Raw genomic sequence first — 13383 nt, 5'->3', positions numbered from 1 at the left:
CTTTGCTTTTTTAAGCAGTTCCTTAAATGGAACCGTTTATTTTAAAATGGTTGCGGATGGTGCAGCGCGCGGGAGCGGGGGCTGGTTATTAATACGTTTTAAAAAATTTAGGATAGAACTTTTCAATTAAAATTATCATATAATAAAATAAAGTAACTAATAAGTATAAAATTTCTAATTTACCTGAATAAAGAAAATGAGTATAATGTAAAACAATAGAAATCAAAAATCCAATCGCCAAAAAATTTAAATGATCATGATATTTCCTTATTTTAAAAAAAAAATTAAAAAAAAGGTATGGAATATAAAAAAATAAAGGTGCAATAACAAAATATAAAACTAAATCTAAACCACCATAAAAGGCAGCCACTAACATAGAAACTAAAAATATAACAATTTTAAAAATGTTTATCATATTAAATAATATTGATTTATTAATTTACAAAAAAACTTCATTTACAAAATACTTTATATTTAAAATATTAATTTTTTGATCTTATTATATTTACCCCACGCTCCCGCGCGATTCCTATCGCGTGGTTGGATTTTGTCTCGTACTAAAATAAGTTTACATATTTATACTTAATCCTGAAATAGATTTACAACTCATTAAACACCTTAAAAGTGTTCATCACTAAATCTGATACACTACCAAATTACTTAATCACGGAAGGAGCAGTGCATATTGCCATACAAGGATATTCCATACGTTTTTTTGGAGAATCTTTTAACGCCTTATATAAACATTGAAAATCCAATCCATCTAATTTTAAATCATCTAAATCTTGAACTATTTCTCTTTCTGATATTTCTATTCTATTAGAGTTTATAATATCAGCCAGTAAATGATTAAAATCGTTAGCATTAAAACCTTTTACTCTATAATATCTCTTGTTTTTTATATTAAAAATCAAAATATAAGTTTTACATGAACTGGAGTTTAAATAAAAGGTGTCATTTGAAATAATTTTGTTTTTCCCAACTGTGAAAGAAAAAATTTGATAATCTTCAAAATAATATGGGTAGAAGATTTTTTCAATTCGTTTGGATATTAGTTCATCTATTTCAATTTGAATATTTTTATTTAATAAAGAAATATCAGATTCTTGCTTTTTTATTTCTTGTTTTATACAACCATCGAGAATTAACATTGTTTTAAATACATTGTTAATGTCGTTTTGAGAATATACATTATAAGAACACAATATAAATATTAATAAATATTTAGCACTATTTTTCATAATCGACAAATTTAAAATTTAACACCCAACTCCCGAGCGAATCCTTTCCTCCGCTCCCTCGCGATTCCTATCGCGTGGTTGGATTTATAAATTTATTGTTTTTATAGTTAAATTTTTTATCAAAAATAATGAAATCATTTTTTATTTAGAATCACGCGATAGAAATCGCGCGGCAGCGGTGGTTCATTAACATATTAGAAATTGCCAACATTAATACCAATAAGTTTTTTATTTTTATTATATTTCAATCTTAAACTTAAGTTAGTTTCTAAATCAAAGAAATGAAGTCCCCTTATGTTTTTTTGTTTCTCAATACCTAAAAAAAACTATTCCTTTATATTTAGGAGTCAATGAATTAATTTCATAATTAAAATCAATTTTGTAAAAATTAATTGTTTTTAAACAACTATTTTTCTCTGAAAAAATTAAATCAGTATTTTTTTTGGAATCATTAAAAATAAATATTTCATTTTCATATCTACAAATTTGAAAGTATTCCTCAAACTCTTTTGAAAATATTGCCTTTCTAATCAAATCTTTTTCATGGTTTTCTTTTAAACAATTACAACTAAGAAAAAATGCTAAAAAGCAAAATTGAATAAAATACCTATTAAGTTTGATTTTTCTTTTCATTTTTTAATTGTTGATGGCGTTAATCCAGTAGAACCAATGTTTTTTTGGATTATTTAATTTAGAAAGTGCTTTTTTTTTAAAATCTTATCTATTAATTCGTCTCGATGTTGTTTGTTCCTTCCCAACTCCCGAGCGAATCCTTTCGCATGGCAAATTTCAATTACAAACGAAAATATACTTTATCTTATTGTTTTCCTAAGTTTTTGTAAAAATAAATGGAGTGTTATAACAAATCCAATAAGTATAAAAATCAAAAAAGCCCTGCATAAATGCAAAGCTTTTCATTGGTCTAACTACTAAACCTTCTCCCGATTGCTCGGGAATAAACAACACAACTATCTTTATTTTCAATACGTTAGGTTTTGTTTAACCGTAACTAGCATCAAAAAATAATAACCTTTTTGGGCAAAAAAGCACTCCAATTTCTTGAAGTGCTTCTGCTTTCTGGCGGTCTGGACGGGACTCGAACCCGCGACCCCATGCGTGACAGGCATGTATTCTAACCAACTGAACTACCAAACCAGTGCTTAATTGCGAGTGCAAATATACAACGCTTTTTCAATCTTCCAAATCTTTTTTCAAAAAAAAGTAAAGTTTTTTTTAGTCGTTTAGCCAAACTTTTGTTTTTCAATCAAATAGGTTTGTAAAATTTTTTCAAAATTTTTGCCAGTTGCTACAGGAACATACTGAATTTTGTACTGCATACAAGTGTCGGCAATCTTTTTGAAATAGTTTTGGGCTACTTTTTCATAGTCTTCTTTGATGTTCTCTGCATACAAATTGATAGTTTCTCCCGTTTCTACATCTACAAACTTTCTTGGCGCATTGTCAAAATCAAAAGACAATTCCGTTTTTTCATCATAAACATGGAAAACTACCACTTTATGTTTGTTGTGTTTTAAATGTTGTAAGGCTTTGAAAATCTTTTCTTCATTTTCGTGTTGGAACATATCCGTAAATAAAATTACCATGGAACGGCGATGAATGTTTTCGGCAATTTCATGTAAAAAAGTTACGGTATCTGTTTTCTTGACGTTTTTTGGTGCTTCAATAAGTTGCTCCAGCTTGTCTAAAACCATTCGGTGATGGCGCTCACTTCCTTTTTCTGGGGCATAATATTCGTAAGTGTCCGAATAAATACTAATGCCAACTGCATCGCGTTGTTTTTTCAATAAATTCATTAAAACGGCTGATGCTAAAACGGAAAATCCAATCTTATTTTCGTAGAATTCTTGATTGTTGGCCAATTTTGGATAGTGCATCGATGAAGAATTGTCGATAATTAAATGACAACGCAAATTGGTTTCTTCATCAAAACGCTTGGTGTACAAACGATCGGTTTTGGCATATAATTTCCAATCAATATGTTTGGTGCTTTCACCTGAATTGTAAATTTTATGTTCGGCAAATTCGGCAGAAAATCCATGAAACGGACTTTTATGCATGCCTGAAATAAAACCTTCAACCACTTGATTGGCTAAAAGTTCCAAATGCTTGAAACTAGCAATTTTTTCTATTTGTGTTCCTAAATTCATAGTTTCAAATGTAAGCAATTTCCATTGGGTTTTAAAATATTGCTTCCAATTACTTTTCGTAAATTGTTAATATCTAATCGTTTTTTTGGTATTGGTTTTTAATCCAAAAAGGTATATTTGTATAAAAATGAAGTTATGTTGTCGATTGATCCCAAAGATATTTCTCCAGTAAAATTACAAGGCTATTTGCAAAGTGCTGTTGCGCCAAGACCAATTGCATTTGCGAGTACTTTAGATGAAAACGGAACGCCGAATTTATCGCCTTTTAGTTTTTTTAATGTCTTTAGTTCCAATCCACCAATTCTGATTTTTTCTCCAGCTAGAAGAGTGCGAAACAATACGGTAAAACACACGTTGATTAATGCCGAAAACACAAAAGAAGTAGTGATTAATGTGGTGAATTACGATATTGTCCAACAAATGTCACTTTCCAGTACAGAATATCCTGATGGCGTGAATGAGTTTTTAAAATCGGGATTGACTATGTTGCCTTCGGATGTTGTAAAGCCGTTTCGAGTAGCTGAAAGTCCGGTGCAGTTTGAGTGCAAAGTGAATGACGTAATTGCTCTAGGTGATCAAGGCGGAGCAGGAAATTTAGTAATTTGCGAAGTGGTGAAAATTCACATCAATGAAGCTGTTTTGGATAAAGATGGTTTAATTGACCAACATAAAATTGATTTGGTAGCTCGAATGGGAGCCAATTGGTATTCACGTTCTAATATTGGGATGTTTGAAGTGGAAAAACCGCTTACAACTTTGGGCGTTGGGGTAGATGCTATTCCAAATTTCGTAAAGGAAAGTCCTATTTTTAATGGGAATGATTTAGGGAAATTAGGAAATGTTGAAGCGATACCAACTGAAGAAGAAATTGCTATCTTTGTACAATCAAATTTTACGGTGAAAGCGGTTTTAAGTGCTGATGATGAAACCAAAAAACAGCAATTAGCCAAAGATTTTTTAGATCAAAATGACACTATTAGCGCTTGGAAAGTGCTTTTAGCCAAACAATAAATTTTTTAAGTTATGGAAGTAATAGGAAGAGTAAAGGTTATCAACCCAGTACAACAAGTAAGTGCTACTTTTAAGAAAAGAGAATTAGTAGTAACTACAGAAGAGCAATATCCGCAACACATTATGATTGAGTTTACTCAGGATAAAACGGATTTATTAAACAATTATACGCCAGGAGAACAAGTAAAAGTTTCCATCAACTTACGAGGAAGAGAATGGGTAAATCCACAAGGAGAAACCAAATATTTCAATTCTATTCAAGGTTGGCGTATCGAAAAAGTGCAAGCAGAAGCGCCAGCGGCTCCACAAATGCCACCAATGCCAGCTGCAGAAGCATTTGAACCAGCAACTAATTTTAACGAAGAAGAACACGACGATTTACCTTTCTAATCTTGAGGTAAATTTCAATAATTAAATTCCAAATTCCAAAGTCATATATATTGACATTCATTGGAATTTGGAATTTTTATGTTTAATATTTTTGATTTTCATTATCATTCCGAGCTTGCGAGGAATCTCCTACGAAGTAGGCAAACGTTTGAGCGAAGCGAAAACAATTGTACTTGACTTTGTTATTGTACTTGAATTTCGTCTATTTTCTAACTTCTATCCTCTTTTTTCTAAAAAATGTATTTTTTAACCAAAGAACTTTACTTTCCACCAGTCGAAACCGCTTCTTATGAAGGAATCGTAGCTATTGGTGGTGATTTGTCACCAGAGCGCTTGTTGTTGGCTTACAATAGCGGTATTTTTCCTTGGTTTGAAGAAGACGAGCCTATTATGTGGTGGAGTCCGCCAGAGCGAATGGTTTTGTTTTTTGAAGATTTGAAAATTTCGAAAAGTATGCGCAACATTTTGAATCGGAAACAATTTACAGTTACGTTTAATACTGCTTTTAGAGAAGTAATTACCAATTGTAAAAAGATTCCACGTAAAGACCAACCTGGTACTTGGATAACAGATGAGATGGTAGAAGCGTATTGCAAATTACATGAATTAGGTAAAGCCAAAAGTGTGGAAGTTTGGCAAAATGAGGAATTGGTCGGTGGTTTATATGGCGTGGATTTGGGTCACATTTTTTGTGGTGAAAGTATGTTTTCCAAAGTTCCCAATGCCAGCAAGGTTGCATTTATTCATTTGGCAAAACATTTGGAACAAGAAAATTATCGCCTTTTGGATTGTCAAATTTATAACGACCATTTAGCGAGTTTAGGTTGTGTCGAAATTGATAGAGATGATTTTATATTAGCCCTAAACTTTTAGTCATTATTGTTTAGTTTGTTGTATTTCATTTTTCTCTTTTCCCAACGGTCTTTGGCGTATTCACGCATATCAGAAATACTGTCTTTTTCGTCTATGATTTCTAATCCCAACAAGGTTTCGATAATATCTTCCATGGTAATGATTCCGTCAACTCCGCCATATTCGTCTAATACCAATGCAATATGTTCTTTTTTCTCCAATAAAAACTCCCAAAGATCAAATAACAACTTGTTATCGTGAACAGTTACTATTTCGCGTTTTAAATCTTTTAAAGTTAAGTTTTCTTGTGATTCTGCCAGTTTTTCAAATACATGTTCACGGAAAATATATCCCGTTACATTTTCTTGGTATTTACTGTAAATAGGAATTCTTGAAAAATACAAGAAGTCTTTGTTTTCTAAAAATTCTTCCAAAGTCATTTCTTCGTTGGCAGAAACCATTACTACTCTTGGTGTCATCACTTCATTTACGCGAAGTGTTTTCAATTTGATAAGATTTTGAATGATTTTATTTTCACTTTCGTCAAAAATTCCTTCTTTAGCACCAATATTTGCCATGGCAGAAATTTCTTCTCTACTCACAGAATTGGCATCTTTTTTTGAGAAAAACCTTGTAATTAGTTCAGAAACTACCACTGATGGATAAGTAAGGATTACCAAGTAATACATTAATTTACCTGATGGTAAAGCCAAGTTTCTCCAATAACTTGCACCAATAGTTTTTGGTATAATTTCTGATAGTACTAAAATTAAAACTGTTAAAACAGCAGATATAACACCAAAATAAGCTTCTCCAAATACTTTTACGGCTTGTGCACCAACTCCAGCCGCACCAATAGTGTGTGCAACGGTGTTTAAAGTTAAAATAGCAGATAAAGGTCGGTCGATATTAGCTTTTAACTTTAGAAATATTTTCGCCGATTTCTCGCCACTTTCGTCTTTAATGTTTAAATAGGAAATTGGTGTAGAAAGCAATACAGCTTCCAAAACGGAGCATATAAAAGAGATAAAAAGTGCAATAAAAAGATAAACTAATAATAATGTCATTTTGTTTTTATTTTCTTGTCCAACAATCCAATAGGTGGTCGTTTACCATTCCAGTGGCTTGCATGTGTGCATAAACAACTGTTGAGCCAACAAATATAAATCCTTTTTTCTTCAAATCAATACTTATTTCGTCTGATAGTTTGGTAGTAGCTGGTACATCGGATAAAGTTGCGGGTTTATTGTCGATGGGTTTTCCACCAACAAATCCCCAAATGTATTTTGAAAAACTACCAAATTCTTCTTGAACTTTGATAAATGCTTGTGCATTGCTTACGGTAGCTTTTATTTTTAATTTATTTCTGATGATTCCTGAGTTTTCAGCCAGCTCATCTAATTTTTTTTGACTGTAATTGGCAATTTTTTCAACATTGAAATTGTCAAAAGCTTTTCGAAAATTTTCTCTTTTTGCCAAAACAGTATACCAACTCAATCCTGCTTGAAAAGTTTCCAAAATTAAAAACTCAAAGATAGTGGCGTCATCATAAACCGGTTTTCCCCATTCGTTATCGTGATAATTGCGATACAAATCATCTTTTTCGCACCACGAACATCTAATTTTATCACTCATTTTTCTTCCAGTTTAGGTAAAGTCCTAATGTATAACTCTTCAACCTTTACTCTTGCCCAATCTGTTTTTCGTAAGAAAGTCAAACTCGATTTTACAGACGGATTTTCAGTAAAACACTTAATTTTAATCAATTCTCCAAGGGTATCGAAGCCATAGAAAGCAACTAAAGTTTCAACTAGATGTTGAAGTGTTTTTCCATGAAGAGGATCATTGTTTTTCATGAAGCAAATGTATAAAAAAAACCTCAATACAAAGATTGAGGTTTTGGTATTTATTAGCTTAGAATAAATTATCCTAAAGCTACTCTTTTGAATCCTGTAACTGTTAAACCAGCGTCAACTGATTTTACATAACCTGCAACACTCATAGAACCGTCTTTAATAAAGTCTTGGTTCACTAAAGTATTGTCTTTGTAGAAACGTTGGATTTTTCCTTTAGAAATATTATCTAACATTGCTTCTGGTTTTCCTTCAGCTCTTAATTGCTCTTTAGCGATTTCGATTTCTTTTTCAATGATTGCAGCATCAACACCAGCTTCGTTTAAAGCGATTGGGTTCATAGCAGCAGCTTGCATTGCAACGTTTCTTGCAGCTTCTTCACCACCAGCAACGTTAGCTGATAAAGCAACTAAAGTAGCGATTTTGTTTCCAGCGTGGATGTAAGAACCTACGAATGCACCTTCTAATCTTTCGAAAGAACTGATTTCGATTTTTTCACCAATTACACCTGTTTGCTCGATTAATTTATCAGCAACAGTGATTCCATTGAAATCAGAAGCTAATAATTCTTCTTTAGTAGCAAATTGTAATGCTTGGTTAGCTAAATCAGTAGCTAATTTCACGAAACCTTCATTTTTACCTACGAAGTCAGTTTCACAATTTAATGTGATAACTACACCTGCAGTTTTATCTGTGTTAACAACAGCAATTGCAGCACCTTCTGTAGATTCTCTATCAGAACGATTTGCAGCTACTTTTTGTCCTTTTTTACGTAAGTTTTCAATTGCTAAATCGAAATCACCTTCCGCTTCAACTAATGCTTTTTTACAATCCATCATACCTGCTCCGGTGATGGTTCTTAATTTGTTTACGTCTGCAGCAGTAATATTTGCCATAACTTTATTTTTTATTTTTTAAATGTAAAAATTCCAAACTTCAAAGACCAAATTCCAATTTTATTAAATGTTCAACTTTACGTTTCTATTTAGTTTTGGAATTTGGAATTTAAATTTTGGAATTAATAATAGTATTTATTCGTTTGATGCACTAGTTTCAGTAGTTGCTTCAGCAGCAGCTGGTTGCTCATCTTTGTCAGACTTTCTATCAGAAAGACCATCAATGATTGCAGTTGAAACTAATGAAAGTACTTTATCGATTGATTTAGAAGCATCATCATTTGCTGGGATAACGAAATCAATTGGACGTGGATCCGAGTTCGTATCAACCATTGCAAAAACTGGAATGTTTAATTTTTGAGCTTCTTTAATTGCGATGTGTTCTGCTTTAACATCTACTACAAATAATGCAGCAGGAAGTCTCGACATATCAGCAATAGAACCTAAGTTTTTCTCTAATTTAGCACGTAAACGATCTACTTGTAAACGCTCTTTTTTAGATAAAGTCATGAAAGTTCCATCTTTCTTCATTCTATCGATAGAAGCCATTTTTTTAACAGCTTTACGAATAGTAACAAAGTTAGTTAACATACCACCAGGCCATCTTTCAGTGATGAATGGCATGTTACATGCTGTTGCTTTTTCAGCAACGATGTCTTTAGCTTGTTTTTTGGTAGCTACGAATAAGATTTTTCTACCTGATGCTGCGATTTTCTTTAAAGCTTCGTTAGCCTCTTCGATTTTTGCAGCTGTTTTGTACAAATTGATGATATGGATACCATTACGCTCCATATAAATGTAAGGAGCCATGTTTGGATCCCACTTACGCGTCATGTGTCCGAAGTGAACACCTGCGTCTAATAATTCTTTAACGTCTATTTTGTTTGCCATTTTGTAATAGTTTACGTTCCGTTGATTAGCAATGAATAAGTAGCGATTTCTCAGGTCTTATTCATTTAGATGCTAAACTAATTTCCTTTTTATAAAAAGAAATAACGACAACTGTGTTTTTAAATTCAATAATAAATGAACGAAAATTGGATTAACGTTTAGAGAATTGGAATCTCTTACGTGCTTTTTTCTGACCAAATTTCTTACGTTCTACCATTCTAGGATCTCTTGTTAATAATCCTTCTGGTTTTAAAATAGCTCTGTTTTCAGCATCTACTTCACACATTGCTCTAGCAATAGCCATACGTACAGCTTCTGCTTGACCAGTTGTTCCACCACCATAAACATTTACTTTTACATCAAAGCTTGCTGCATTTTCAGTCATAGCTAAAGGCTGCATTACTTTGTACTGTAAAGTAGGTGTTGGGAAATACTTTGCAAATTCTCTTTTGTTTACTGTGATGTTACCTGTTCCTTCTGAAACATAAACACGAGCAACAGCACACTTTCTTCTACCGATTTTGTGAATAACTCCCATTACTTAAGATCGTTTAGGTTAACAGTTTTAGGTGATTGAGCAGCATGTTTGTGCTCTGTACCTACATATACATTTAAATTTCGGAATAATTCAGCACCTAATTTGTTTTTAGGTAACATTCCTTTTACTGCTTTTTCTACTAAAGCTGCAGGGTTCTTTTGTTGCAATACTTTAGCAGATAAACTTCTTTGTCCTCCTGGGTAACCTGTGTGTCTGATGTACGTTTTGTCATCTAACTTGTTACCAGTAAGGTTGATTTTTTCTGCGTTAATAACGATTACGTTATCTCCACAGTCAACATGCGGTGTATAACTTGGTTTGTATTTACCTCTTAATAGCATCGCTACTTTTGAAGCAAAACGACCTAAGTTATGACCTTCAGCATCTACCACGATCCACTCTTTGTGAGCCGTCGCTTTGTTAGCTGATACTGTCTTGTAGCTTAAATTGTCCACGTTTTTTTTATTTTAATTAAACATTCCATTCCCAATTAAGGGAGTGCAAAAGTACAATTAATTATTGATTATGCAAATAGGTGTGCGAATATTTTAAAAATTGATTTGCAACCAATTGCGTTATTCTTTTTCAAATTTGAATTTCATACCGCCTTGTTTCAGTATAAATTGGTTTTCTCCAAACTCCATTTCAATTCCTCCAGCAGCAAAAATAAAGGTGTCTTCATCTCTTTGTGTTAAAGGAAACGAACTTTGTCCAGTAGCTTGTGCCAATAATTCGCCATTTTTTTCTGAAACAGTAATTTTTAAAGGAATTTCTTTTGAAGCATATGTTCCTAAGTATTTCTGAATGTCTTCAATTTTTATTTTTTCGAAACTTGGGAATGGAAACGGCATTTTGTAATACATACTCAAAACGCCAATCATAATATCATTTCTTTCGTAGTTGTCGCCATTAACGATTAATGAAATCCCCATTTTTTCTGAAGGATAATATCCTACAACCGAACGAAAACTTTCAATTCCGCCTGTGTGACCAAAGAATTTACGCTCTCCAAAAGGAAATTGCACCAAGGCTTTTCCATAACCGTCTTTGATTTCTTTCATTTGGTCTAACGACGTTTTTTTAACCAATTTTCCTTCAAATAACGCATGCATGAATTGAGTTAAATCAGCAGTTGTTGCTGTCATGGCGCCAGCTGAAAAAGCAATGGAATTTTCCCATTCCGGAATTAGTACCCAATTTTCCCCATCAAAAAGATGGGAATAGCTTTCGTTGTTTTTTAAATTAATTTTATCGTAGCTGAAAAAAGTATTTTGCAGATTCGCTTTTTTACAAATTCGAGTTTGGATATTTTCTGCGAATGATTTTTTGGTAATAGTTTCGATGATGTAACCCAATAAATTATAATTGGAATTGCTGTATTCGTATTTGGTTCCAGGTTCAAAAAGTGGTTCGTAAGCGGTGATTTTTTGAATCATTTCTTCTTTTGAATGCACTTTGTACATGTTTTGTTGGGTCACGGCATCACCATTGATGTAATCCACAATTCCTGTGCGATGATGCAACAAATCAGAAATAGAAATTTTATCTGCATTTGGAATTTTTGGGTAAAAACGCGCTAATTTGGTATCCAAACGCAATTTCTTTTCTTCAATTAATTGCATAATCATTACCGCAGTAAAGGTTTTGGTAATGGAACCAATTTTATATTTGGTATCTTTATTAGCTTTGGTATTTTCTAAAACTGAAGTCAAGCCGTAAGCTTTTGAAAACACCAATTGATCCCCTTCTTGAATGGAAAGCGAACCCATGAATTTGTTGTTTTTTTCTAATAAAGTCAAATACGCATCGATTTTATCAAAACGTTCTTGAGCCAAAAGACTCGAAGAAAAAACAAGTAGTAAAAGAATTATTTTTTTCATATTCTATATTATTATGTGATGTTTATTATTATTCCTATCAAAGCTAATACCAAAATCGTTACCGCCAAAATCTGATTTAAAATTAAATCTTTTCTTTTTTTTGGAAGGTTGAGTTCAATTGGCATCTTTAATTTTGAACCAAATATTTTTGAAGTAAAACTTCATTATTATTCTTAGTGAAAAGTAAATATTCTAAAGTTTTAAATTTCTCGTAAGTTATTTCCACTTCGATTTTATACTCACTTTCATTTAATCCATTTTTAGTAATATTAAAAGTGTTGGTAGATTTAATATCGACGTTTAATATTTTTCCATATTGAGAATTATTCTCATTGATAAGATTTTGAAAATCTTCTTTTGGAATTGATTTATCAATGTAGTTATAAATTTTAAGAGTATCTCCATTTATTATTTCTTCATAAAATTTAGTTGCTAATTCCTCAGCAAACTCAATATCTTCAGGAGCATTGTTTTTTGTGGTTATTTTTTCACATGAAGCTATAATTGCTAAAACTGCTACTAATAAAATTTTCTTCATTTTAAATGTTTCTTTTAACTCAAACTGTCCACTTAACACTTTTCTAATACGCTCCAACCAATTTCTTCCTTCGCCTAATTCTATCACTAACGGAAATCAATTATTTCTTTTTCAGTAATCATTTAGAATCTCTTTAATCTTTACTTTTCCAGATTTACTTAATCCACCATATTTCATGTTTGGTGAAAAAGGAATTGATTTCGTCATTCCACAATCTTCAAGACAAATCCAAATTTTACCAACTTCAACTTCTTTTTCGTCAAAAAATCTTAAGATGTATTCAGATTCGTCTAAACTCCAAGTAGTTTCTCCCCAACTAAAATTTTCTGGATCATTAAAGAAGTTTAATAGTTTGATTTTATCAGATTCAGAAATGTCTTTCGAGGTTAATCGACTTATTAAAAATTTGTTTTGATACAATTTAACCTTTGCAACTTTATTTCTCGGGAATTTATATTTTTCATTTCCAAAATTCTGTTCGTATGCTTTTTCTTGTTCTTCAGAAGTTTTGTGCATAAAAAATGCTTTTAATTCTTCTTCAGGAGTAAATATTGAATAATATTGATTCCTATCATTATTGTCATAAATCATTATCATTATTACAGATACTATAATCACTGAAATTATTATGATTTTCTTTAAAATTTTCATTTGAGATAACTTAAATTATGATATTTCTCCTTCGTCGAAATGACAAAACCATTCAAACTGCCAACTAAACACTTTCCTAATGCGCTTCTAACCAATTTTTTCCTTCTCCTAATTCTACCACTAACGGGAATCAATTATTTCTTTTTCAGTAATCATTTTTAAATTTTAAATAAATGGAAAGAATAACATTTGATAAATAAATCAAAATACTACTCAAAAAAAGAACTACAAATAACATATTTTGGAAAATAAAAAACTTGGAACAAATTAGTAGTCCCAAACTTCCTATCGTTAAATATACATTTATTTTCATTTTTAAAATCAACAATGCCACATAAGAAGAAACAAAGAGGAACAAAAGTGGTTTCAAGAAATCTGATAAATTAAATGCCCAGCCAACCGTTTTGTTTACTCCAGTATATTGTTCGAATATATTTACTTCAATAATGAGAATAAGATAAAAAACAACAACTG

Annotated in this window: 16 protein-coding genes and 1 tRNA gene; 3 read left to right on the top strand and 14 right to left on the bottom strand. The window is 31.7% G+C overall.

Annotated features, from left to right (window positions below):
* Window positions 1–656 precede the first annotated feature (656 nt).
* From DPN68_RS10675 to DPN68_RS10660, 4 genes are all read right to left on the bottom strand, one after another.
* Window positions 657–1241 carry a hypothetical protein gene (locus DPN68_RS10675; protein ID WP_113989639.1) on the bottom strand — a complete coding sequence of 195 codons (585 nt, stop codon included), beginning with the start codon at window positions 1239–1241 and terminating at the stop codon, window positions 657–659.
* Between the two features lie 309 nt (window positions 1242–1550).
* Entirely contained in the window at window positions 1551–1874 is a 324-nt protein-coding gene (locus DPN68_RS10670) for a hypothetical protein (protein ID WP_113989638.1), read from the bottom strand.
* A gap of 445 nt (window positions 1875–2319) precedes the next feature.
* Window positions 2320–2396 (bottom strand) — tRNA-Asp (locus tag DPN68_RS10665).
* An 86-nt stretch (window positions 2397–2482) separates the two neighbouring features.
* Entirely contained in the window at window positions 2483–3409 is a 927-nt protein-coding gene (locus tag DPN68_RS10660; protein WP_113989637.1) for a DUF58 domain-containing protein, read from the bottom strand.
* A gap of 135 nt (window positions 3410–3544) precedes the next feature.
* Here DPN68_RS10660 and DPN68_RS10655 point away from each other — a divergent pair, with 135 nt between their 5' ends.
* The 3 genes from DPN68_RS10655 to aat all read left to right on the top strand — a co-directional run bounded on the left by DPN68_RS10655 (window position 3545) and on the right by aat (window position 5683).
* A complete protein-coding gene (locus tag DPN68_RS10655) occupies window positions 3545–4420 on the top strand; it encodes a flavin reductase family protein (RefSeq protein ID WP_113989636.1) in 876 nt (291 codons plus the stop codon).
* Window positions 4421–4432: 12 nt separating this feature from the next.
* On the top strand, window positions 4433–4810 hold the full coding sequence (locus DPN68_RS10650) for a DUF3127 domain-containing protein (protein ID WP_113989635.1): 378 nt from the start codon (window positions 4433–4435) through the stop codon (window positions 4808–4810).
* 237 nt (window positions 4811–5047) lie between these two features.
* The gene (gene aat, locus DPN68_RS10645; RefSeq protein ID WP_113989634.1) at window positions 5048–5683 is read left to right on the top strand and encodes a leucyl/phenylalanyl-tRNA--protein transferase; all 636 of its coding nucleotides are present in this window, start codon (window positions 5048–5050) and stop codon (window positions 5681–5683) included.
* On the opposite strand, the gene DPN68_RS10640 is transcribed toward aat, so the two are convergent.
* The 10 genes from DPN68_RS10640 to DPN68_RS10595 all read right to left on the bottom strand — a co-directional run bounded on the left by DPN68_RS10640 (window position 5680) and on the right by DPN68_RS10595 (window position 12855).
* Window positions 5680–6729: a CNNM domain-containing protein gene (locus tag DPN68_RS10640; RefSeq protein ID WP_113989633.1), complete on the bottom strand. Its 1050-nt coding sequence runs from the start codon at window positions 6727–6729 to the stop codon at window positions 5680–5682. The two genes, aat and DPN68_RS10640, sit on opposite strands and share 4 nt — an antisense overlap.
* 7 nt (window positions 6730–6736) lie before the next feature.
* Window positions 6737–7297, bottom strand: coding sequence for a DNA-3-methyladenine glycosylase I (locus DPN68_RS10635; protein WP_113989632.1), 561 nt, complete (start codon window positions 7295–7297; stop codon window positions 6737–6739).
* Window positions 7294–7518, bottom strand: coding sequence for a VF530 family protein (locus DPN68_RS10630; RefSeq protein WP_113989631.1), 225 nt, complete (start codon window positions 7516–7518; stop codon window positions 7294–7296). The genes DPN68_RS10635 and DPN68_RS10630 overlap by 4 nt, the downstream gene beginning before the upstream one ends.
* Before the next feature lie 68 nt (window positions 7519–7586).
* On the bottom strand, window positions 7587–8411 hold the full coding sequence (gene tsf / locus DPN68_RS10625; protein ID WP_113989630.1) for a translation elongation factor Ts: 825 nt from the start codon (window positions 8409–8411) through the stop codon (window positions 7587–7589).
* Window positions 8412–8546: 135 nt separating this feature from the next.
* Entirely contained in the window at window positions 8547–9302 is a 756-nt protein-coding gene (rpsB, locus tag DPN68_RS10620) for a 30S ribosomal protein S2 (protein WP_113989629.1), read from the bottom strand.
* 151 nt (window positions 9303–9453) lie between these two features.
* Window positions 9454–9840, bottom strand: coding sequence for a 30S ribosomal protein S9 (rpsI, locus tag DPN68_RS10615; RefSeq protein ID WP_113989628.1), 387 nt, complete (start codon window positions 9838–9840; stop codon window positions 9454–9456).
* Complete coding sequence (gene rplM / locus DPN68_RS10610; protein ID WP_113989627.1) at window positions 9840–10295, bottom strand: 50S ribosomal protein L13; 456 nt, start codon at window positions 10293–10295, stop codon at window positions 9840–9842. Before rplM ends, rpsI begins: the two co-directional genes overlap by 1 nt.
* Window positions 10296–10415: 120 nt before the next feature.
* A complete protein-coding gene (locus DPN68_RS10605; RefSeq protein WP_113989626.1) occupies window positions 10416–11720 on the bottom strand; it encodes a serine hydrolase domain-containing protein in 1305 nt (434 codons plus the stop codon).
* A gap of 127 nt (window positions 11721–11847) precedes the next feature.
* Window positions 11848–12345, bottom strand: coding sequence for a hypothetical protein (locus DPN68_RS10600; RefSeq protein WP_113989625.1), 498 nt, complete (start codon window positions 12343–12345; stop codon window positions 11848–11850).
* Between the two features lie 24 nt (window positions 12346–12369).
* A complete protein-coding gene (locus tag DPN68_RS10595; RefSeq protein ID WP_157958505.1) occupies window positions 12370–12855 on the bottom strand; it encodes a hypothetical protein in 486 nt (161 codons plus the stop codon).
* Between the last annotated feature and the right edge of the window lie 528 nt (window positions 12856–13383).

It is taken from the genome of Flavobacterium tibetense (assembly GCF_003293845.1).
Classification (GTDB): Bacteria; Bacteroidota; Bacteroidia; order Flavobacteriales; family Flavobacteriaceae; genus Flavobacterium; species Flavobacterium tibetense.
This window is presented reverse-complemented; position numbering and strand designations above follow the sequence as displayed.